Source organism: Delftia sp. SD018, assembly GCF_017355445.1.
Taxonomy (GTDB): domain Bacteria; phylum Pseudomonadota; class Gammaproteobacteria; order Burkholderiales; family Burkholderiaceae_C; genus Comamonas; species Comamonas acidovorans.
Genome location: NZ_JADDRN010000024.1, coordinates 49660 through 72327, shown reverse-complemented (window position 1 = coordinate 72327; position 22668 = coordinate 49660). Strand labels below are relative to the sequence as shown.

The following is a 22668-nucleotide window of genomic DNA, read 5'->3' as shown; positions in this document are numbered from 1 at the left end:
CAAGACATCCCAAGGACGCTTCATGTCTCTGTTTACCGCCGTCGAAATGGCCCCCCGCGACCCCATCCTGGGTCTGAACGAGCAGTTCGCTGCCGACACCAACCCCAGCAAGGTGAATCTGGGCGTGGGCGTGTACTTCGACGACAACGGCAAGTTGCCCCTGCTCGAATGCGTGCAGGCCGCCGAGAAGGCGATGATGGACAAGCCCACGGCCCGCGGCTACCTGCCTATCGACGGCATCGCTGCCTATGATGCCGCAGTCAAGGGCCTGGTGTTCGGCGCCGAGTCCGACGTCGTCAAGTCCGGCCGCGTGTCCACGGTGCAGGCCATCGGCGGCACCGGCGGCCTGAAGATCGGCGCCGACTTCCTCAAGAAGATCAGCCCCGCCGCCAAGGTGCTGATCTCCGACCCGAGCTGGGAAAACCACAAGGCCATCTTCACCAATGCAGGCTTCGAAGTGGGCACCTATGCCTACTACGACGCGGTCAACCGCAAGGTGAACTTCGAAGGCATGCTGGCCGACCTGAACGCGGCCGCCGCCGGCACCATCGTGGTGCTGCACGCCTGCTGCCACAACCCGACCGGCTATGACATCACGGCCGAGCAGTGGGACCAGGTGATCGCCGCCGTCAAGGCCAAGGGCCTGGTGGCCTTCCTCGACATGGCCTACCAGGGCTTTGGCCACGGCATTGCCGAAGACGGCGCCGTGATCGGCAAGTTCGTGGCCGCTGGCCTGAACATCTTCGTCTCGACCTCGTTCTCCAAGAGCTTCAGCCTGTACGGCGAGCGCGTGGGCGCGCTGTCGGTGGTGGCCAACGACAAGGAAGAAGCGGCCCGCGTGCTGAGCCAGCTCAAGATCGTCATCCGCACCAACTACTCCAACCCGCCCACCCATGGTGGCGCCGTGGTGGCCGCCGTGCTGAACAACCCCGAGCTGCGCGCCCTGTGGGAAAAGGAACTGGGCGAGATGCGCGTGCGCATCAAGGCCATGCGCCAGAAGCTGGTTGACGGCCTGAAGGCTGCCGGTGTCCAGCAGGACATGGGCTTCATCACCACCCAGATCGGCATGTTCAGCTACTCCGGCCTGAGCAAGGACCAGATGGTGCGCCTGCGCACCGAGTTCGGCGTCTACGGCACGGATACGGGCCGCATGTGCGTGGCCGCGCTCAACAGCAAGAACATCGACTACGTCTGCCAGTCGATCGCCAAGGTGGTCTGACCCCCGCCCCGGCTGCCCGGCCATGCGCCGGGTTTGCAGACATGCCGCCAACGGTGCATTGCCCTGGCGGCATTTTCTTTTTCCGGGCGGCTTTTGCATCCTCACCGTCCGGTATGCGCCAGGCCCTGGGAGGCATGGGTGCGATCATGCGTGCAGTTGAAACACCGAATGCACAACGAGACGCTCCATTCCCATGCCCGATCACGCGCCTCCTGAACCCATTGCGCTACACGCGCCCCTCTCCTCTTCCCCCACCAACGGGCTGCCGTTGTCGGGCGTGCGCATCCTGAGTCTGGCCCTGAATCTGCCCGGCCCCGCCGCCCTGATGCGCTGTGCCGCCATGGGCGCGCAGTGCAGCAAGCTGGAGCCTCCGTCTGCACAGCCCGCCGCGGCCGGTGCGGCCGGTGCGGCCGGTGCAGACCCGATGGCGCGCTACAGCCCGCAAGCCTATGCCGATATGCACCAGGGCATTGCGGTCTGGCAGGCACAGCTCAAAAGCGAGGAAGGACAGGCGGCGCTGCACCATGCGCTGGACGCGGCCGACATCCTGCTCACCTCGTTCCGCCCCGCCGCACTGGCCAAGCTGGGGCTGGACTGGGCGTCGCTGCAGCAGCGCCATCCGCAGCTGTCGCTGGTGCGCATCGTCGGCAGCGCGGGAGCCCTGGCCGATGTGCCGGGCCATGACCTGACCTACCAGGCCGAGGCGGGGCTGGTACAGGGCGGCGCCATGCCACCCAGCCTGTTTGCCGACATGGCCGGTGCGCTGATGGCCAGCGAAGCCGTGCTCAAGGCCTGGCTGCTGCGCCAGCGCAGCGGCCACGGCAGTCTCCAGGAAACAGGCCTGGCCCAGGCCGCGCAGTGGCTGGCTTTGCCCTGGCATTGGGGCCTGACCCGGCCCGATGGCGATGTGGGCGGCGCGCACGCAGGCTATCGCGTCTACGCCTGCGCCGATGGATCGGTGGCCGTGGCGGCCCTGGAGCCGCATTTCGCGGCCCGCCTGTGCGCCGTGGCGTCGGTGAATGGCGATGGCAGCATCGCCAGCATGCGCAGCCCCGCCATGCATGCAGCCCTGCAAGCCTTCCTGGCCTCCTTGTCCTGCGCCGAGCTGGCAGACCTGGCCGAGCAGCACGATCTGCCCCTGCACCCTCTTCCCGGCCAACCCCAGGCACAGCCTCGCTTGTAGGCGGACACCTAAAAGCACCACCTGCCCGCAACCTACAAGCCGCGCAGGTCATGGCTGGCCGCAGCATGCTGGCACGCTGCGGCCAATGACCCTCTTTACCGTAATAGCCCGCTCCTCTTAAATCGGAGTTGCGCATACAACCGGACAACCCGAACACATCTGGAAACACCCATAATCGGCTTATCTGGAGGCAGCCCCATGGTTCGAGAACATCCATCAACCGCCCGGATATCCGGGACGCGTCAGCCACCCAGCCATACGGCGCCAGTTCTGCGGCGCATTGGCGCCAGCGCCTGAGCCGCCCACACGGCCAACCCTCCCCTGCTCCACCCATGCAAAGCCAGCCCCCAGCCCATGTGCCGGTACTGCAGCTGGTGCAGCGCATCTGGCCCCTGGTGCTGGTGGTCGTGGTGCTGGTGGTCATGGCCAGCGGCAGCCTGTACCTTGTGTCTGCCGTGCGGGCCTTTGTGGCCGGGGAAAGCCTGTGGTCCAAGGCACAGAAGGACGCCATCTACGCCCTGAGCCGCTATGTGGACAGCGGCTCGGCGCGCGACATGGCGCGCTTCGAGCAGGCCATGGCCATTCCCGCGGGCGACTGGCAGGCGCGCATGGCGCTGGACGATGTGCCAGCCAGGGTCAAGGATGCGCGTGCCGGCATTCTTCTGGGAGGCAACCACCCTGACGATGCCGAGGCGCTGATCTGGCTCATGCAGACCTTCCGCCATGTCGAGCTTCTGGAAGAGCCTTATCGCTACTGGAAACAAGGCGACCAGTATCTGCAGCAGCTCGACAGGCTGGCCCAGGAGATAGAGCAGCGCCACGCAGTGGGCAGCGTCAGCGCCGAGGACGCCATCACCTGGAAGCGCGAGATCGAGCAGATCAACGCCGGCGTCACACCGGCCACCCAGCAGTTCAGCGCTTCGCTGGGCCGCAGTTCACGGCAGATGGTGATGTGGCTGCAGGGCATCCATCTGGTGCTGGGTGTGGCGCTGATCCTGGTGGCGCTCTGGCATACGCGGCGCATGCTGCAGCAGCGCCAGCAGGTGCAAAACGACCTGCTGACGGAAAAGGAAAGAGCCCAGACCACGCTGGCCTCGCTGGGGGACGCCGTGATCACCACGGACGCCCAGGGCGTGGTGGACTATGCCAACCCCGCCGCGCTAGGCCTGCTGGGCAGCAGCGAGCAGCAGCTCAAGGGCCAGCACCTGGCCAAGGGCCTGCATTTCAACAGCATTGACACCACCCAGACCGCGGAAAGCCTGCTGGCCCATTTGCTGTCGGGCCAGCAACTGCGCGAGGAGCATACGCGCTGGCTGCGGCGCCATGACCGCAGCATCGTGCCGGTCAAGCTCATGGGGTCGGCCATCAGCGGCGGTGGGGAGCGCCCGGCCGGTGCGGTGATCGTGCTCAGGGATGTCTCGCGCGAGCAGCAGTACCTGGACCAACTGTCTTGGCATGCCAGCCACGACGGGCTGACCGGGCTGGAGAACCGCGTCGAGTTCGAGCGCCGCCTGCAGCGCCTGCTCAACCAGGGCCAGCACAGGCTGCGGCCCTCGGCCGTGCTGTACATGGACCTGGACCAGTTCAAGCTCATCAACGAGACCTGCGGCCACCCGGCGGGCGACGAGATGCTGTGCGAAGTCAGCCGCCTGCTGCTGCACAACCTGCGCGAGACCGACACCCTCGCGCGGCTGGGCGGAGATGAATTCGGCGTTCTTCTGGAGAACTGCCCGCCCGAGCCCGCCCTGCGCATTGCCGAGAAGCTGCGCCAGGCGACCGAGGCCCTGCACGTGCACTGGGGCAAGCAGGTGCTGCGCACGGGGCTGAGCATCGGCCTGGTGCACATCGGCGGCGAGGTCCAGTCGGCCCAGGACCTGCTGCGCATGGCCGACATGGCCTGCTACCGCGCCAAGGAGCGCGGCCGCAACCGCATCTACGTCTACCGCAGCGACGATGGCGAGTACACCCGCCACGTCAGCGAGATGGAATGGGTGACACGCATACGCATGGCGCTGGAGCAGGAGCGCTTTTGCCTGTACGCCCAAAGCATTGCACCGCTGCAGCCCGACGGCCAGCGGGGCCTGCATTTCGAGGTGCTGCTGCGGCTGCGCGACGAGCAGGGCCAGATCATCTCGCCGGCCACCTTCATTCCCGCGGCCGAGCGCTACGGCATCATGCCCACGGTGGACCGCTGGGTGATCGCCAGAACGCTGGCCACGCTGGCCCAGCATCCGGCCGCACTGCGCCACATCGACACCTGCGCCATCAACCTGTCAGGCCCCAGCCTGGATGACGACGGGCTGCTGGACTTCGTGCAGAAACAGCTGAGCACGCATGGCATTGCGCCGCAGCTGCTGTGCTTCGAGATCACGGAGACCAGCGCCATCGCCAGCCTGTCCAGTGCCACCAGGCTGATCCAGGCCCTGCGCACCCTGGGCTGCCGCTTTGCGCTGGACGACTTTGGCGTGGGCATGTCCTCGCTGACCTATCTGAAGCAACTGCCCGTGGACTATCTGAAGATCGACGGCGGCTTTGTGCGCGACATGCTCCAGGACCCCAGCAACCACGCCATGGTGGAGATGATCAACCGCATAGGCCACATCCTGGGCAAGCGCACCGTGGCCGAGTATGTGGAAACCCGCGAGATCGCCCAGGCCCTTCAGGCCGTGGGCGTGGACTATGCACAGGGCTTTGCCCTGGCACGGCCCGTGCCGCTGGACACGCATTACTTTGAAAGCGGCGCCCAGGCCGCCCGCCGCGAATGGCAGGGCACGCTGGCGCCGGCCGCCAGCTAGAGGCAAAGGCGCGTCAGCGCGGCTTGCGACCGCCCGGCGCCGCCTTGCGGCCCGAACCGGCAGCGCCCGCAGAACGGGAAGGACCGCCCACACCGGGGCGCGGCGGCAGGCCCGTGTGCTGGGTCAGCATGCGACCCGGCTGGGGCTGGCTGGAACGGAAACGCACATCGCCCGCAGGCTCGCGCGACTCTGCCAGCACCTTGCCCGGCCCGGCATTCTTGCCGCCGGCCTTGTTGAGGGCGTAGGCCTTGCCTTGCTGGGATACCACGGCACGTGCGGCCACGCCCGTGCCCTGCGTGCTGTTCTTGCGGCGCGCGCTCTGGTAGCCGCCATCGACCAGGGGCTGGAAGGTGGGGATCAGGTGCTGCTTGCCGTTGCCGATGAGGTCGGCACGGCCCATGGCCTTCAAGGCCTCGCGCAGCAGCGGCCAGTTGTTCGGGTCGTGGTAGCGCAGAAAGGCCTTGTGCAGGCGCCGGCGCTTTTCACCGCGCACGATGTCCACCGACTCCTCGTTCACGTCGCGCATCTCGCGGCGCACCTTGGTCAGCGTGTTGCGGCCAGAGTGGTACATGGCCGTGGCCGTGGCCATGGGGCTGGGATAGAAGGTCTGCACCTGGTCGGCGCGGAATCCGTTCTTCTTCAGCCAGATGGCGAGGTTCATCATGTCCTCGTCGCTGGTGCCCGGGTGGGCCGCGATGAAGTACGGAATCAGGTACTGCTTCTTGCCCGCTTCCTCGCTGAACTGCTCGAACATCTGCTTGAAGCGGTCATAGCTGCCGATGCCAGGCTTCATCATCTTGGTCAGCGGCCCGGACTCGGTGTGCTCAGGCGCGATCTTCAGATAGCCGCCCACATGGTGCTGCACCAGCTCCTTGACGTACTCGGGCGACTTCACGGCCAGGTCGTAGCGCAGGCCCGAACCGATCAGGATCTTCTTGATGCCCGGCAGATTGCGCGCGCGGCGGTAGATCTTGACCAGCGGGGCGTGGTCGGTGTGCAGGTTCTGGCAGATGCCGGGGAACACGCAGCTGGGCTTGCGGCAGGCGGCCTCGATCTCGGGGCTCTTGCAGCCCAGGCGGTACATGTTGGCCGTGGGGCCGCCCAGGTCGGAGATGGTGCCGGTGAAGCCCTTGACCTTGTCGCGGATGTCCTCGACCTCCTGGATGATGGACTCCTCGGAACGGCTCTGGATGATGCGGCCCTCATGCTCGGTGATGGAGCAGAAGGTGCAGCCGCCAAAGCAGCCACGCATGATGTTGACCGAGGTGCGGATCATCTCCCAGGCCGGGATCTTGGTCTCGCCTTCATGGCTGCCGCTGGCGTCGGCATAGCTGGGATGGGGGCTGCGCGCATAGTGCAGGCCGAAGACCCAGTCCATCTCGGCCGTGGTCAGCGGAATGGGGGGCGGGTTCAGCCACACATCACGTGCGGTCACGCCCTCGCCGTGGGCCTGGACCAGGGCGCGGGCATTGCCGGGGTTGGTTTCCAGGTGTAGCACGCGGTTGGCATGGGCGTAGAGGATGGGGTCGGCCTTGACCTGCTCGTAGCTGGGCAGGCGCAGCACGGTCTTGTCGCGCGGCGGCTGCTTGCCCTTGCCGCGCAGCGACGGGTTGGGCACGAACTGGATGGTCTGAACGGCGGCGACCGAGGCACCGTCCGGCTTCGCGGCGGCATCACCCTCTTCCTTGGAGCAGGTCTGGCCCTGGGCCTCGGCCTGCTCGCTGGTGGTCATGTAGGGGTTGATGTGGGGCTCGACCACGCCAGGCTCGTCCACCACGGAGGAATCCAGCTCGAACCAGCCCGCTTCCGACTCGCGGCGGAAGAAGGCCGTGCCGCGCACATCGGTAATGCTCTCCACGGGCTCGCGCGCGGCCAGGCGGTGGGCCACCTCGACCAGGGCGCGTTCGGCGTTGCCGTACAGCAGGATGTCGCACTTGCTGTCCACCACGATGGAGCGGCGCACCTTGTCGCTCCAGTAGTCGTAGTGGGCGATGCGGCGCAGGCTGCCCTCGATGCCGCCGAGCACGATGGGCACGTCCTTGTATGCCTCACGGCAGCGCTGGCTGTACACAATGGCCGCGCGATCAGGGCGCTTGCCGCCCACGTCGCCCGGCGTGTAGGCATCGTCGGAGCGGATCTTGCGATCGGCCGTGTAGCGGTTGATCATCGAATCCATGTTGCCCGCCGTCACGCCCCAGAACAGGTTGGGACGGCCCAGGGCCTTGAAGGCCTCGGCGCTTTGCCAGTCAGGCTGGGCGATGATGCCCACGCGAAAGCCCTGCGCCTCCAGCACCCGGCCGATCACCGACATGCCGAAGCTGGGGTGATCCACATAGGCATCGCCCGTCACCAGGATCACGTCGCAGCTGTCCCAGCCAAGCTGGTCCATCTCGGCCCGGCTCATCGGCAGGAACGGGGCCGTGCCGAAGCGCTTGGCCCAGTACGGTCGGTAGCTGGTCAGCGGCTTGGCAGCGCGATGGAAAAAGGAAACGTCAACGGGGGCGTTCATGATGGGCGGTTCGGCTTCTGGGAGCCTGTGCGAAAGGAACCGGCCAGTGTACGTTTCGGCACTCAACCCTGCTGGCTAAGGGTCTTGCTCCAGCCCCCTGATACGGCCTTCCTGCTGCTGCCAGCCCGACCTCTTTGCGGCCTCCTGCGCCAGATAGGCCTTGGGCGTGTGCCCGGACCAGCGGCGGAAGGCCCGCGCAAACACCTTGGGAGAGTCGTAGCCCGCGTTCTCTGCGATGCGGGCCGATGACAGCCCGCCGGCTTCCATCTGCTGTGCGGCCAGCGCCATGCGGTGCGCCGTCAGGTAGCCGATGGGCGTGGCGCCCACCAGCTGCTTGAAACGCATGCTGAAGCGGGTGCGCGACATGCCGGCCTCGGCCGCCAGCGTCTCCACGCTCCAGCTGCGCTGCGGCTCCCGGTGCATGCAGACGATGGCGCGGGCAATGCAGACATCGCCCAGGCCCCGCAGCCAGCCTTCACCCACGGCGGCCTCGCGCGCCAGGTGCTCGCGCAGGATGTTGACCAGCAAAAGCTCGCCCATGCGCGCGGCCGACAGGCGCCAGCCCGGGCGCCGCGCCAGCGTCTCCAGCGTGAGCGACTGCATGGTGGCGGCCAGGCAATCGGCCAGTGGCAGATCGCTTGCACGTATGTGGATGAGCGGCGGCAGGATGCGGAACACCGAATGCCGGCAATAGGCTGAAAACCACAGCAGGGCCGAAAACATGTCGGTCGCCTCGCCCCCGCCGCCATGGCTGAAGACCAGCGGATTCTCGTCCTGCGGGCCTTCGGCATGTCGGGAGATCAGCCGCGAGAACAGCTCGCAGGCCATGCCCAGATCCGAGGCCACCACATGTGCCGCACCCATGGGCAGCATGACCAGGTCGCCCGGCTCGACCCGCAGCGGCTGCATGCCCTCCACCTGTATCCAGTAGGGCGCGCCGCGCGCCATGCGGATCATGGCGCCCGTGACGCCCGTGGACTTCAGGCTCCACGGCGCGGTCAGCGCAAAACGCGCCGTCACGGCGCGCTCTGACCGGCAAATATCGAGAACTTCGCTCAGCACATCCATGGGGTCGTGGCATCCTTGATTCCGGGCCGATGTTAGCCAGCGCCGGCCTCGCAACCACCCGGCAGGGCTAGCTGTTTACCCTAGGCTGAAGATCCTGCTGCGCCGCCTGCACCAGCTCGGAGAACTGCCGGGCGCTGCCCAGCCGCTCGGCAGCCAGCAGTGCCAGCTTGACCAGAAACAGCTCGGACTGCTGCGGGCCTGCCGCGTCAATGGCCGTGGCCAGTTGGTCGTAGACGGCCTCCAGACCGGCGATATCCAGGGTGCCGGGCGATTCAAGCGTGTCTGGCGATGTGTGTGCTGGGCTCATGCCTGGGCTCCTTGCGTGCAGGTGGCGTTGTCGAGTGCGGATTGCAGGCGCCGCGCATCCAGCGCCAGCCAGCGTGCGCAGACGTGCTGGTCGGGCCGCAGCAGGTAGGCGGCGCCAGAAGGTGGATCAGCGGGCACGCCATGGCGTTCGCGGCAGCGGCCCTGACTATCGGAAAGGGTCAGGTCAGCGCCCTGAACTGGCTGCGGCTGCGCCTGGCTGGAGATGGCCACGATGCGCAGGCCCACGCCGCGGCCGCGCACCACGCGGGCAACCTCGCTCAACGCGGGCGGCACGGCCGAGCCATCGGTGAAATACAGCAGGTCGAATCCGCCGCCCAGGTGGTCCAGCAGATAGTCGTCCGGCGCCAGGCACACGTTCTGCGGCGGCGCGCCATGGGCAGGACCGCCCTTGAACAAATGGTTGTCGTCGTCCCTGCTGTTGAGGGGCGAGCGGGCGTACTCATGGGGGCGAGATGTGCGCCAGTGGTACAGCGGGCGCACGAAGGCCTGGGTGAGCGACAGCGACAGCACGGCATCGCGCAGCAGCCGGAAGCCGCGCGAAGGCGGCGCCATGAAGCGCGTGCTCTTGCCGGCCTCTTCGACAATCTCGCGCGCCGCGCCCACGCGCTCGCTGCTGTAGCTGTCCAGCAAGCGGGCCGGCGCCACGCCGCGCGCCACCAGGGCCAGGCGCCAGGCCAGGGCCTGGGCGTCCTGGAAACCGGTGTTGGCGCCGCGGACCCCGAAGATGGGCAGCAGGTGGGCCGCATCGCCCGTGAAGACCACGCGGCCGTGCACGTAGTCCGGCAAGGTCAGCGCGCGCGCCGAATAGACCGAGCTCCAGTCCATCTCCCAGGGGGTGCCGCCAAAGCCGATCATCTCCAGTTGCGCATCGATGCGCGCCTTGAGCGATTCGGGCTGCAGTGCCTGCTGCGGATCTTCGCCCGCAGGCAACTGGTAGTCCACGCGCCAGATGCCGTGCGGCTCGCGGTGCATGAGGATGGTGTTGCCAGGGTTCCACACCGGATCGAAGAAGGCCAGGCGCTCGGTGGGCAGCGGCAGGTCGATGCGGATGTCGGCAATCACGAAGCGGCCTTCGTATGACGCCCCTTCCATGACCAGGCCCATGGCCGTGCGTATGCCCGAGCGTGCGCCATCGGCTGCGACCAGCCAGTCGGCTTCCAGCGCATACGGCCCCTCGGGCGTGTCCACCTGCAGCCGCGCTTTTGCAGCGGCGCCTTCGCCAGCCTGCTCCACCCGCTCCACGCGGTTGCCCCAGCGCAACTCGATCAGCGGATGGGCCAGCACGGCATCGACCAGGTACTCCTCCAGGTACTGCTGCTGCAGGTTGGTCATGGGGAAGAAGCGGTCGTCCTCGCTGTGCGGTGCTTCCATGCGAAACACGCGCTGGCCCCGGTAGAAGGAGTTGCCAAAGCGCCATGGCAGCCCGCTGTCGCTGACCCGCCCGGCCACGCCCACCTGCTGGAGGATCTCCATGGAGCGGCGCGTGAAGACGATGGCGCGGCTGCCTTCGGATACCTGCAGCTCGGACTCCAGCAGCACGCATCGCTGCCCGTGGCGCGCCAGCTCCAGCGCCGTGGTCAGGCCTACCGGCCCCGTTCCGACAATGACGACGGGGTGCCGCTGCACCCCCGGATGCTCCGATGGCAGCCAGGGCCGATGCACCTGATAGCGGTAGTAGATGGACTGCCTGGGCTGGGCATGGGGCTGGTGCATGGGGGTCTCCGTCGTGCGTCTTGTTCAGGGCGCAGTGTAGGCAGCACCGACCATAGCGATGTCCCCAGATGGGGACAGACTGCGGCGCCCGCCTCCGGGGCTCAGGACAGCGCCTCGGGCGCCATCAACAAGGCAAACAGCTCACGCTGCCCCTGCACGCCCAGTTTGGCGCAGACCCGTTTGAGATAGGTGCGCGCGCTGGACACGGTGATGCCCAGGCGCTGCGCCAGCCGCTCGGCATCAAGCCCCTCGATCACGCAGCGCACCACGTCCAGATCGCGCTGCGTGAGGTGGGCAAAGCGCCCGGCCAGGCGCGCCAGCACCAGCCCAGCCAGATCATCCTGCAGCGCCTGGCCCGCATAGTGCAGGCGCATGGCCTGCATGACCAGGGGCGCAAAGGCTTCGATGCGTGCGATGGACTGCGCATCAAGGCAGCCGTGCTCCTCGCCCCGGTACAGGTTCACCGCCAGCCACCGTGCGCCAGGCTGCAGGGTCAGCAGCGAGAGCCGCTCCACCAGGCGCGGCAACCCATAGCAGACATGGCGGTACTCGGGATGGCTGACATCGCACGGGCGCTGGCGGTGCAGCCACACGCGCGCGGGAGCCTGGGGGTCGTGCTGCTGCCGCGCAAGTTCCGCCTGCATCACGCGCTGTGCGCCGTCGAGCGGATAGAAGCGCTCGCTGTAGTCCTGCGAAATCATGGGCAGCGCCCCCGTGCGTGCCCGGTCGCCAAAACCCACGATGCGCGGACGTGATCGCCCCTGGAACGAGAAGATGGTGCACTGCGCCAGCGGCACGTGCCGGCCCAGCAAATGCAGCAACTGCCCGGCCACCTCGTCGCTGCTGGCGCTGGAGCGGCCCACCTGCTCCAGCAGCGCCGTCACATCGCCCAGGGGCACGGGCAGGCTGGCGTCGCTGGCGGAGGCAGGCGCCAGCAGCCAATGGCTGCGCCCTGTGTCAGTGCTCATGGTTCCTGCAGGAATGCAAAAAGGCCGACGCTTCGCGCAGCCGGCCTGGGTGGGTAGGTACGTGGAAATTGGAAACTGGAAATGATAAATCCAGCGCAGCGAGGCAAGAGCCTTCTGCGCCTGGTTCGCGGTCTGTTCGCTTGAGGGTCACCGCCTGTCGGCGGGCCGCTGCACGGTCCAGCCGGACCTGACAGTACTGATGCCGCTGCAGGCCCTTGGCCAGGCGGCACCTGCCATCACCATTCGCCGACGTTGCGGATGCGCTGGTCCAGATCCAGAGGAATGCCGCCGCCAGCGGCTTCATGGTCCTGACCAGTTTGCTCCAGCGCCATGGGCGGGGGACTGAAATGATCGCGGCCAAAGGTGTGTTCGGTGAGAACGGGATCGCGGGAAGGTGGGGTGTTCATGGTTGCGCCTCCTTGACAGAAAGCTTACTGCGAATCTTTCACGATTTCTGTAGGACAAACCTGGATGCAACCCTCTGAAGCTGAAATGACACAAGGTACGCATGCTCACAAATGTGTAGCGCTTCGTAATAAAGGCGTAATGAATCCATGCGCCAAACCCCGGGCCAGGGGCGATCGGGTAAGCTTGCTGCCCTCCATGCCACAGACACTCCGCGCGCCCGCGCACAGCGAACTCATCATCAAGAAAAGCCGCTTCATCGGTTGCGTGCAGCCGATGGCCGACCGCGCAAGCGCCCAGGCGGTGGTCGATGCGCTATGGCGCGAGCACCCCGGCGCCGCCCATGTCTGCTGGGCGCTGCTGGCAGGCGGCCAGTCGGCAGCCGTCGATGATGGCGAGCCCAGCGGCACGGCAGGCCGCCCCATGCTGGACGTGCTGCGCCACCAGGATCTGGAAGGCGTGCTGGCCACCGTGGTGCGCTACTTCGGCGGTGTCAAGCTGGGCGCAGGCGGCCTGGTGCGCGCCTACACCGATGCCGTGGCCCAGGCCCTGCTGACCGCCGAGAAAGTGACACTGCAGCGCATGCAATCGCTGCGCTGCGCCGTGCCCTATGCGCTGGAAGGCCTGGTGCGCCGCGAGATCGATGCAGCAGGCGCCGAGCTGCTCCAGGTCGAGCACGGCTCCCTGGTGCAGTTCGATCTGCGCCTGCCGCAGTCGCAGGCTGAAGGCTTTGTGAGCCGCCTCAACGAGAGCGGTCAGGGGCGCGTGGGCTGGATGGAAGTCCACCCCGGCGAATGAGATGCGCCGGGCTCAAGCAGTTCAACCGGCCACCAGAAACCGCTGCGCCAGCAGCACCCAGTAGGCGGCGCCCACGGCGATGTTGTCGTCGTTGAAGTCATAGCCCGGGTTGTGCACCATGCAGGCGCCTTGCTCGCTTCCCTCGCCATTGCCAATCAGCAGATAGCTGCCAGGCACGCGCTGCAGCATGAAGGCGAAGTCTTCGCTGCCCGGCAAGGGTGGCGCCTGCAGCGTGACATGTTCCGGGCCCAGCAGCTCCAGCGCGATCTGGCGCGCGAAGTCCGTCTCCTTGGGCGTGTTGACCAGCACGGCATAGCCGGGCCGCCACTCGAGTTGCGCCTGCACGCCGAAGCTCTCGGCCTGCGCACTCACCAGTTCGCGAATGCGCTGCTCCAGCAGCCTGCGCACATCGGCATCCAACGCACGCACGCTCAACTCCAGCACAGCGCTGTGGGCAATCACGTTGTTGGCCTTGCCCGCATGGATGGCGCCCACGGTCACCACCGCCATCTGCAGCGGATCGATGTTGCGCGAGACGATGGTCTGCAAGGCCATGACGATGCTGGCGGCCGCCACGATGGGATCGGCCGTGCGGTGCGGCATGGCACCGTGCCCTCCCACGCCGATGAGGGTGAGCGTGGCGTAGTCGGAGGACGCCATGGCTGCGCCCTCGCGCAGCGCCAGCCGTCCCTGGGGCATGCCCGGCATGTTGTGCATGGCGAAGATGGCGTCGCAGGGGTGGCGCTCGAACAGCCCATCTTCCATCATGCGCAGGGCACCACCGCCGCCCTCCTCCGCAGGCTGGAAGATCAGCGTGAGCGTTCCGTCGAAGCCGCCGTGCTCGGCCAGATGCCGGGCCGCTGCCAGCAGCATGGCGGTATGGCCGTCATGGCCGCAGGCATGCATCACGCCGTCATGCGTGCTGGCATGGGCGAATTCATTGGCCTCGGCGATGGGCAGCGCGTCCATGTCGGCGCGCAGGCCCAGGCGCCGGCTGCCGCTGCCGCGCACCAGCCGCCCCACCACGCCCGTGCCGCCCAGGCCGCGCTCCACCTCGTATCCCCATTGCTCCAGTTGCCGCGCGACCAGGGCGCTGGTGCGGTGCTCCTCGAAGCCGAGCTCGGGGTGCCTGTGGATGTCGCGGCGCACCTCGACGAAGGCTGCGGCCGAGCCGCGCAAAGTGTCCAGAAGGGTGTTCATGTGCGGCATCTCACTGGGGTTGCAGGCGGATGGAGCGGGCAATGCTGCGGTAGCGGGCGGTCTCGGCCTCATAGAACTGCGCGGCTTCGGCCAGCGACATGGGCGCCGCGGCCAGCTGCGTCTGCAGGGCCAGTTGCTCGCGCACGCCCGGGTCCTTGAGCATGGCGCCTATCGCCTGATGCAGCCTTTGCACCACCTCCTGCGGCGTGTCCTTGCGCACCAGGAAACTGGTCCAGGTCTTGTAGGCGAAGTTTTTCAGCTCCCGGCCCTCACGCACCGTGGGCACATTCTTGAGCAGCTCCGATCGCTGCTCCCCCAGCTGGCCCAGGATCTTGAGCCGGCCCTGCTCGGCCAGCGCGCCCATGGCTGCGCTGTAGACGAGCACAGCGAAATCGACCTGCCCGCTGCCTATGTCCTGCAGCAGCGGCGCGTTGCCCTTGTAGGGCGCATGCATGAGTTGTATGCCAGCGTCCTGCTGCACCTTCTCCAGAATCAGGTGGTAGAGCGAGCCAATGCCGACGCTGCCATAGGACAGCGGCCGGCTGGCGCTTTTGCGGGCCAGTGCGATCAGCTCATCCACGTTGCCGGCCTCCAGGTCCTTGCGGGCGACAAACACCATCACAGCCTCGGCCACGGGATGGACCAGGCGGAAATCCTCGGCCTTGAGCCGCACGGCGGCATTGGCCAGCGGCGACAGGATCACCTCGTTGGGCGAGCCCTGGAAGACGTAGTGCCCGTCAGGCGGAGCGGCCAGCACTTTCTGTGCGGCCATGGCGCCGCTCACGCCGCCCAGGTTCTCCACGATGACCTGCTGGCCCAGCGCCTTGGCCAGCGGCACGCTGAAGATGCGGGCAATGGCATCCGAAGGGCCGCCGGCCGGATAGGGAACCATCAGGCTTACGGGCCTGGAGGACGGGCTCTGCGCACAGGCCAGGCCCGCGCTCAGCAGCAGGCCGGCGCCCGTCAGCCAAACGCGCTGGAACAAAAATCTCATCATGTCTCCTTGGTGGATGGCTCCGGCTCGGTCGGCCGGATACGCGGCATCCTAGGAGCCGGGTCATCGAACGTCCAATGCATTGTTGGCTGCATTAGCATGAGTTTCATGCAGACTTCAGGGCGCGAAAAATCATGACGCTGGTGCAGCTCAGGCATCTCATATCGGTGGCGCAGACCGGCTCCTTCAGCCGCTCGGCCGAGGCCATGCATCTGACACAGCCGGCCCTCAGCCGCAGCGTGCGCGCGCTGGAGCAGGAGCTGGGCATACCCTTGTTCGACCGCATCGGCCGCCACAGCGAACTCACAGCCTTCGGCCGCGAGATGCTGGGACGGGCGCGCGCCCTGGTGGCCGAGGCCGACGCGCTGCGTGACAGGGGGCGCCAATTGCGCGAGGGTGCGGCCGGCACCGTGCGTGTGGGCCTGGGATCGGGCCCCGGCGCAATATTGATGACGCCGTTCCTGCAGCACATGACCGTGCACCATCCCGGCGTGCGAACCGAGGTGGCGCGCGGCAGCACCGATCTGCTGGTGCACTCGCTACGCGAGCGCCTGCTCGACGCCCTGGTCGTGGACCTGCGCGCGCTGAGGCCCGCACCCGACCTTGCGCTGGACGTCGTGCACGAAATGCGCGCCGCCTTCATGTGCCGCACCGACCATCCACTGGCCCGCCTGCAGCGGGATCTGCGCTTCGAGGAGGTGCAGCGCTACCCCGTCGCCTCCACCCCGCTGAGCGACCAGGTGGCCTGGCTGCTGGTGGAGACCTATGGCGCCACGGCCCACCCGACGCGGTTCGTCACACTGCAGTGCGAGGAGCTGCCCAGCCTCGTGGACGTTGCGCGCAACAGCGACACCGTGCTGCTGGCCGTGCGCGCCGTCGCCCCGGACCTGGCCGAATTGCCCATGGACCCGCCCATGCGCAGCACCGCCCGCTTCGGGCTGGTCACGCTGCGTCAGCGCAGCGAGGCGCCAACGCTGGCAATCCTGCGAGGCCTGATGGGGAAGTTGATGGCCGACGATGCCCCTGCGCCGGAACGGGCGCCCAGCCATGGCGGAAGGCTGGGCCGCATGGCATTGCCAGACTGATTTGATGCTGGTGATCACCCATCGAATACCCTCAATGCAAAATCGCAAGCCGGGACAACGAGTCACGTGAAATCAAATAGTTAGCACAGCCTGTTCTCAAGGTCCGATTAATGAAATTTCTTAAAGGAATGCCACAGGCAATAACCAACTTCCAGCTCGTCATTTTTCAATAGCAAAACAGCTTTACAATAATATTGGGAGACAGCTCTAACGAAACCACCATCCGCATGCAGGCTGCTATTTTCCAAATTTATTAGACCATCTTCCGAAAAATAAATATTATTCGCATGCAGCGCGGAGGAGGACATTAAAACACCAAATACCACCATAGTGGACAATGATTTTTCATATCGAAATCTCATTTCAACCCCTTTATCTCATCGTTTTTGAATTGATACTAACGACCAGGGAATGCACAGGTTTTGCACAAATGCATGCGTTGCCTGTGGGCGCCTGGAGCGAAAGCTCTCATCGGCCAGTTCGCTGTGGCAAGCCACCATTGCGATATCGCCCATATTCACCCCAGGCGCATTCATATCCCAAGTATGCTCATACTCCTTTCGCCATCATCAGCAATGGCAGCAGTTCATTTTTACCTGTATTTGCAGCCTTCATGCCCTGCATCATTTCCATCCATTTCAACGACTCGCTCGCTTGCCCCATAATTATCAGGGGCAACATATGATATGAGCCGCCAAAAGCCTGTGCCGCATTGGAGGAGGAAAAATTCTCGAATGAAATGCCGTTCGCTTGCACAGCAGGGACCCAGAGCCCGCACACAACGATTGCCAGTGTGGTTGCAAGTCTTGGATATCGCATCTTCATGGTACTTCCTTTATGCACGGTGTGAGATGAGGCTGCGCCTTCATGGCGCGCACAGGTTCTGCACGAAGGCATGCGAGGCCAATTGCGCGACTTCGCTCCTTCCTGTCATGTAGCAGCCATCCTGGCTCAGTGCCGAGGCCGCACTGTTCTCGCCGCCTGCGAGGGTTCCCTGGTCCACGGTGCCGCCCAAGGGGGTCCAGGTGATGGCGTGCGAACTTCCGTCGGCCAGTTCGCTGTGGCCCGCCACCGTTCCGTTGTCACCGATATCCACCACACGTGCATTCATGCCGCCAGGCAGCGGAGGAATATCGCGGATGACACCGGTCTGGCTGTTCCAGTAATAGGGCATGCTGCGCCCGTCTGCCAACTGGTAGTGCCCAATCACCTCGCCGAGGATGTTGAGATCGACGCCGCTGTTTCGCGCGGGTGGTGACGATATGGACAGCACCTGCGGACTGGAGGACGAGTTGAGCCAGACGACGGTGCGTCCACCCTGGGCACCAAAATCGCAGTAGCCCATGATGCGGGTATTGACGACGGTCTTTGCGCGGCAGAAGACGGCATTGAGAGGCAGGTTCAGGGCCGTGGCCATATAGCCGCCCAGAACTGCGGCAGACCAATAGACAGGACGCGGATGCCCGCTGTTGTCGGGACAGTTGCCCACGATGCCCGGCATGTTGCCGCCCACCACGAAATTGTCCACATCGGACGGAATGCAGTTGGTGCTGTTCAGGCCCAGCAGGCCCGCCGGCAGCGCGCGTGCCGTGGTTTCATTGTTGCGCCACATGACAGGGCGGGCCGTGTTGCTGCCGCTCAGGCTGACGCCCGCCACATAGCCGCCCTGGTTGAATGCCGTGGGCATGCTGCGCACATCGAGCGTCAGCGGCTGCAGTGTCTGCACCGTGGCGGGCGTGGCCGCATTCCAGAACACGCCTACGGACACCGAATTGCCGTCCAGGCAGCTGCCCACCACCTGGCCGCTGTTGGTGATGGCCGCCGCGTTGCAGTTGCGCCCCGGCGACAGGCGCACAAGGTCTGCCGCACTGCCCGGCGCCAGCGACACGAAGCCTGCGGACGAGCCGTCGCTCTCTGCACAGGCGCCCACGACATGGCCGCTGTTGTTGATGTCCAGGCCCACGCATTGCGGACCTGCCGACGTGCCCACGTCCTGCATGGGCAGGGCCTGCGCGGCCGGCAGTGCCAGCAACGCAAGGCACGCAACGGAAAAATTCAAATGCTTTGGCTGAAGGCGCATGAAGGGTTCTCCTGAAAAAGCAAAGAAGTCGTTCATGGAAATCGGGTGCCGAACAGGAAATCCGCATGGGGCTTGGCATATGCGTGCCGGTGCAGACGCTATTTCCGTGATCCGCATCCCGGCCCCACGATAGGTATCGCGGTATGGAGTCGTCCATCCGAGCAGCAATCAAAACAACAAAAACAATCAACAAAATCAAAAGCTTGCAAAAGAATCCCCCATCAATAATTGTCTCATCGGCATCCGGGATTCAGGCCATGCCACAGCGCAGCGCCATATGAATGGGAGCTTTCCATGGCAATCACACACTGCCTGACATCCGACAGCGCATGGCCGAATGGCGCAATTCGCCGCCGCTGGAGTCCCGCAGAACTGCTTGCACTCGAACGCTGGGCCGGCGTCCTGCCCGTGCAGGTGATCTGCCGCCGGCTGAACCGCAGCGAACGCTCCGTTCGCTGCCAGATGCACAGGCGCGGCCTGAGCACCCGGGTCCGCGAGGGCGTCGGGCTGCGGCAGGTCTGCGAGGACCTGCAGTTGTCCGCCCGGACGGTGAAGGCCTTCATCCTTGATGGCCGCCTGCGCCTGCACAGCGCACAGGTGCATGGCGGGGTGGTGGCGCAGCTTCATTGGTCCCTGCGCCGCTGGCTGCAAACGGCGAAAAGCCGCTTGTGCCGTGTCAGCCATTTGAGGGTTACCGAGACATCTCTCAGGCGCTTTGCGCGGGAAGCGGATTTCAGCGCATCAGGCAGGCGCACGGACGCGGCATGGCAACACTGGGCATCCGGCTAGTCCCTGCGCGGCACGGGCCGGGCCCTGAATGTCCAGCAGCGGTTTCGGCCCTTCGCCTACGACTGCCGCGAGCGCCAGCATGCAGACTGGCACGCATGTCCCATGGCAGGCGAGGCAGTCATCTCGACCATCTGTCGGCACTTCAGTCGGCACTCCCGTCGGCACACCTTTCGGCACATCCACCGGCAGCGGAGACCTCCACGGGACCTGGTGCCACAGTCAAAGGAATCAGACAGCATGAAAAACCCACCCACCACCGCCCTCGACGTGATCATCGTCGGTGCCGGCTCGGCCGGACTGTCGGCATTGCGCGAGGTGCGCAAGCACACGGAGCATTTCGCCATCGTCAACGACGGGCCCTGGGGAACGACCTGTGCGCGGGTGGGATGCATGCCGTCCAAGTTGCTGATCGAGGCGGCCAACGCCTTCCATGCGCGCCATCACTTCGATACCTTCGGCATACGCGGCGCGAGCGGGCTGCAGCTGGACCTGCCCGCCGTTTTGCGCCGCGTGCGCAAGCTGCGCGACGAGTTCGTGGCAAGCACGATCAAGGCCACGGAGGGCCTGGGCTGGCGGGCCATCGACGGGCGTGCCAGGCTGCTGGCAGCCAATCGGATCGAGGTCAACGGCAAGGTGCTGGCTGCGCGCAAGCTCATCCTCGCTCCGGGCTCCAGCCCCGTGGTGCCGGAGGAATGGAAGCGCTTTGGCAAGCGCATCCTGACCACCGACACCTTGTTCGAACGCAAGACGCTGGGCCCGCGCGTGGCCGTCGTCGGCCTGGGTCCGCTGGGCGTGGAGATTGCACAGGCGCTGGCACGGCTGGGACTGGAGGTCACCGCACTGGGACGCGGCCCGAAGCTTGCCGGCCTGTCCGACCCGAATGTCACCGACGCATTGCGGCATCTGCTTGAGAAAGAGATGACGGTGATCACCGACCATGAAGTGCAGTTGAGCAAGGGCCCGGACAGCAGCATCGTCGTGCGTGCAGGCGACACCCGCATCGTCGTGGACCATGTGGTGGCCGCCATGGGCCGGCGCCCGCAGCTGGAAGGCCTGGGGCTGGAGACGCTGGGGCTTGAGCTGGACGAGCATGGGCAGCCGCCCGTGAGCCGCGAGACACTGCAGGTCGGCGAGCTGCCGCTGTTCCTCGCGGGCGATGCCAATGGCGACCGCCCCTTGTTGCATGAGGCCGTGGACGAAGGCCATATTGCCGGCACCAACGCCATGGCAGAGAACGTGGCCTGCTTCGAGCGGCGCGCGCCGCTGTCCATTGTCTTCAGCTCGCCCCAGGCAGCCGTGGTGGGCCAGCCCATGAAGGCGCTGCTGGGGCAGGACTTTGTGGTGGGCCGCGTGGACTTTGCGCACCAGGGGCGTGCGCGCGCTGCGCAGCGCAACGCGGGCCTGCTTCATGTCTATGCAGACCCGGCCAGCGGCCTGCTGCTGGGCGCGGAAATGTGCGCACCGGGCGGCGAGCATCTGGCCCATCTGCTGGCCCTGGCCGTGCAGCAGCAACTGACCGTGCACGAGTTGCTGCGTGCTCCCTTCTACCACCCCGTGCTTGAAGAGGGCCTGCGCACCGCCCTGCGCGACGCGGTACGCCAGTTGCGCGAGCCTCCGCCTTCCGACCTGGGCAACTGCGATCCCTTGCCCATGGACGATTGATCTCGCGCGGCCCAGGGCCGCACGCGGATCAAGCCTGGGGCGCGCTCTGCGGTGCGCTTCCTTCCGACAGCGTCCACCCGCCATTGCCATCGACCGCCAGCGCGTGGGTATGGAAACCCGCCAGCGTGCTGCGGTGGCCCACGCTCACCAGCATGGTCGAGCGCATCTGCTCGCGCAGCAGGGTGTACAGCGCATGCTCCAGGCCCTCGTCCATGGCCGAGGTGGATTCATCGAGAAAGACGATGGCGGGCCGGTTGAACAGCACGCGGGCAAAGGCCAGGCGCTGCTGCTCGCCAATCGACAGGATGCGGGACCAATCCTGGTTCACATCCAGCTTGTCGGCCAGATGGGCCAGGCTGACCTGGCGCAGCGCCTGCTGCAGCCGCTCGTCGTCCTGCGGCGATGCATCGGCGGGATAGGCAATGGCTGTGCGCAGGTCACCCAGCGGCAGATACGGACGCTGAGACAGGAACAGCGCCTGGTGGCCGCCCGGGCGGCCCACCGTGCCTTCGGCGTGCGGCCACAGGCCGGCAATGGACCGCAGCAAGGTGGTCTTGCCGCTGCCCGAAGGCCCCTTGATCAGCAGCGCCTGGCCGGGAATGAGCTTCAGTTGCAGGCCGCTGAGCAGGTGGTGGCCATCAGGGCGGCTGACCTGCAGGCCCTCGATGTCCAGGGCGCCGGGTTGCTCTCTGTGGACGACCTGGGGCAGTTCGCGGGTCTGGGCATTGGCATCCAGAAAGCCGCACAGGCGGTCCAGCGCAGCGCGGTACTGGGCGAAGGTGTCGTAGGAGGTTCGGAAGAAGGACAGCGCATCCTGCACCTGCCCAAAGGCCTGCGAGGTCTGCATCACATCACCGAGCTTGATGGCACCGCTGAAAAAGCGCGGCGCCTGCAGCAGAAAGGGAAAGACCACGGCCACCTGGTTGACGGTGAGGTTGAAGCCGTCGAACTTCAGGCTGCGGTAGACCAGCGCCCAGACATTGGCGATCAACGCCGAGAAGCGCGTCAAAAGCGTGTTGCGCTCGATGGCCGCGCCCTGGTAGAAGGCGATGTTCTCCGCGTATTCGCGCACGCGCACCAGGGCGTAGCGGAAGTTGGCGGTCAGCCTCTCGTTCAGGAAGTTCAGCCGGATCAGCGGCTGGCCCAGGCGAAAGGCGATCAGCGTGGCGATGATCACATAGATGTAGACCGCAAAGACCATGGCCCGCGGAACCTCCACGCCCGCCACGGCAATGGGCGCGGACAGCCCCCAGAGAATGCCCGTGAACGCCACCAGCGAGACCACGGCGCTGACGGCGCCCAGCGCCAGGGTCAGCGAGTTCGAGACAAAGGTGTTCACATCCAGCTCGATGCGCTGGTCGGGGTTGTCCACCGGCTCGTCCAGGAAGTGGCTGCGGTAGTAGGCGTCGCCGCGCATCCAGTCGGTGGTCACGCGCTCGTTGAGCCAGACCCGCCAGCGGATGCGGAACGCCTGGTTCACATAGAAATTGAACAGCTCGCGCAGGATGTGGATGGTGGCCAGCACAGCAAAGATGCCCAGAAATCGCCAAAAGCCCTTCTGGTCCAGTTCCTGCAGCGCGCTGTAGAACCCGTTGTACCAGTAGGAAAACAGCACGTTCATGCGCACCGAGACCAGGGCCAGCACCAGCAGCAGCATGAACACCAGCAGCGGCCACCAGCTGTTTCTGGGGTGCAGGAACGGGCCGGCCAGCTGCCAGAACTGCCGACCCCAGCGGGTGAATCGAACCACCAGCAGCGCCACGGCCGCGAAAGCCACGACGGTGATCACTGAGGCCGCCGCCAGCCAGACCAGGCTTTCCTGCAGCGCCTTGCTCCAATCCATGTCCATGCCGGAGATCCTCGGGTTGTGTGG

The 22668-nt window shown here is 66.0% G+C and carries 18 protein-coding genes; 7 read left to right on the top strand and 11 right to left on the bottom strand.

Features of this window, described 5'->3' with window-relative positions:
- The first annotated feature begins 22 nt into the window (after positions 1-22).
- From INR38_RS21735 to INR38_RS21725, 3 genes are all read left to right on the top strand, one after another.
- Positions 23-1219 (top strand): amino acid aminotransferase, encoded by a 1197-nt coding sequence (locus tag INR38_RS21735; RefSeq protein WP_012205827.1) that lies wholly within the window; start codon positions 23-25, stop codon positions 1217-1219.
- A gap of 193 nt (positions 1220-1412) precedes the next feature.
- On the top strand, positions 1413-2402 hold the full coding sequence (locus INR38_RS21730; protein WP_207443092.1) for a CoA transferase: 990 nt from the start codon (positions 1413-1415) through the stop codon (positions 2400-2402).
- Positions 2403-2734: 332 nt separating this feature from the next.
- Positions 2735-5197, top strand: coding sequence for an EAL domain-containing protein (locus INR38_RS21725; RefSeq protein ID WP_013802207.1), 2463 nt, complete (start codon positions 2735-2737; stop codon positions 5195-5197).
- A 13-nt stretch (positions 5198-5210) separates the two neighbouring features.
- Here the strand turns inward: INR38_RS21725 and INR38_RS21720 are convergent, their stop codons facing one another.
- From INR38_RS21720 to INR38_RS21695, 6 genes are all read right to left on the bottom strand, one after another.
- On the bottom strand, positions 5211-7706 hold the full coding sequence (locus INR38_RS21720) for a YgiQ family radical SAM protein (protein WP_013802206.1): 2496 nt from the start codon (positions 7704-7706) through the stop codon (positions 5211-5213).
- 75 nt (positions 7707-7781) lie between these two features.
- Positions 7782-8774 carry an AraC family transcriptional regulator gene (locus INR38_RS21715; RefSeq protein WP_123693579.1) on the bottom strand — a complete coding sequence of 331 codons (993 nt, stop codon included), beginning with the start codon at positions 8772-8774 and terminating at the stop codon, positions 7782-7784.
- A 67-nt stretch (positions 8775-8841) separates the two neighbouring features.
- A complete protein-coding gene (locus tag INR38_RS21710) occupies positions 8842-9081 on the bottom strand; it encodes a DUF2783 domain-containing protein (protein WP_099733488.1) in 240 nt (79 codons plus the stop codon).
- Positions 9078-10814: an FAD-dependent monooxygenase gene (locus tag INR38_RS21705; protein WP_192366750.1), complete on the bottom strand. Its 1737-nt coding sequence runs from the start codon at positions 10812-10814 to the stop codon at positions 9078-9080. Before INR38_RS21705 ends, INR38_RS21710 begins: the two co-directional genes overlap by 4 nt.
- 101 nt (positions 10815-10915) lie before the next feature.
- Entirely contained in the window at positions 10916-11782 is an 867-nt protein-coding gene (locus INR38_RS21700) for a LuxR C-terminal-related transcriptional regulator (RefSeq protein ID WP_207443093.1), read from the bottom strand.
- 236 nt (positions 11783-12018) lie between these two features.
- The gene (locus tag INR38_RS21695; protein WP_207443094.1) at positions 12019-12189 is read right to left on the bottom strand and encodes a hypothetical protein; all 171 of its coding nucleotides are present in this window, start codon (positions 12187-12189) and stop codon (positions 12019-12021) included.
- Between the two features lie 196 nt (positions 12190-12385).
- On the opposite strand from INR38_RS21695, the gene INR38_RS21690 reads away from it, so the two are divergent.
- Positions 12386-12985 (top strand): YigZ family protein, encoded by a 600-nt coding sequence (locus tag INR38_RS21690; RefSeq protein ID WP_013802201.1) that lies wholly within the window; start codon positions 12386-12388, stop codon positions 12983-12985.
- A gap of 21 nt (positions 12986-13006) precedes the next feature.
- On the opposite strand, the gene INR38_RS21685 is transcribed toward INR38_RS21690, so the two are convergent.
- Positions 13007-14185 (bottom strand): M20 aminoacylase family protein, encoded by a 1179-nt coding sequence (locus tag INR38_RS21685; RefSeq protein ID WP_207443095.1) that lies wholly within the window; start codon positions 14183-14185, stop codon positions 13007-13009.
- Positions 14186-14195: 10 nt separating this feature from the next.
- On the bottom strand, positions 14196-15179 hold the full coding sequence (locus INR38_RS21680; protein ID WP_192366748.1) for a tripartite tricarboxylate transporter substrate binding protein: 984 nt from the start codon (positions 15177-15179) through the stop codon (positions 14196-14198).
- Positions 15180-15313: 134 nt separating this feature from the next.
- On the opposite strand from INR38_RS21680, the gene INR38_RS21675 reads away from it, so the two are divergent.
- The gene (locus tag INR38_RS21675; RefSeq protein WP_207443096.1) at positions 15314-16264 is read left to right on the top strand and encodes a LysR family transcriptional regulator; all 951 of its coding nucleotides are present in this window, start codon (positions 15314-15316) and stop codon (positions 16262-16264) included.
- Positions 16265-16813: 549 nt separating this feature from the next.
- Here INR38_RS21675 and INR38_RS21670 read toward each other — a convergent pair.
- Positions 16814-17089, bottom strand: coding sequence for a hypothetical protein (locus INR38_RS21670; protein WP_160854666.1), 276 nt, complete (start codon positions 17087-17089; stop codon positions 16814-16816).
- Between the two features lie 40 nt (positions 17090-17129).
- On the bottom strand, positions 17130-18344 hold the full coding sequence (locus tag INR38_RS21665) for an HAF repeat-containing protein (protein WP_207443097.1): 1215 nt from the start codon (positions 18342-18344) through the stop codon (positions 17130-17132).
- A 294-nt stretch (positions 18345-18638) separates the two neighbouring features.
- Here INR38_RS21665 and INR38_RS21660 point away from each other — a divergent pair, with 294 nt between their 5' ends.
- Entirely contained in the window at positions 18639-19133 is a 495-nt protein-coding gene (locus tag INR38_RS21660; protein WP_207443098.1) for a hypothetical protein, read from the top strand.
- Positions 19134-19370: 237 nt separating this feature from the next.
- Complete coding sequence (locus tag INR38_RS21655; RefSeq protein WP_207443099.1) at positions 19371-20795, top strand: dihydrolipoyl dehydrogenase; 1425 nt, start codon at positions 19371-19373, stop codon at positions 20793-20795.
- Between the two features lie 28 nt (positions 20796-20823).
- Here the strand turns inward: INR38_RS21655 and INR38_RS21650 are convergent, their stop codons facing one another.
- The gene (locus tag INR38_RS21650) at positions 20824-22644 is read right to left on the bottom strand and encodes an ABC transporter ATP-binding protein/permease (RefSeq protein WP_207443100.1); all 1821 of its coding nucleotides are present in this window, start codon (positions 22642-22644) and stop codon (positions 20824-20826) included.
- Positions 22645-22668 lie beyond the last annotated feature (24 nt).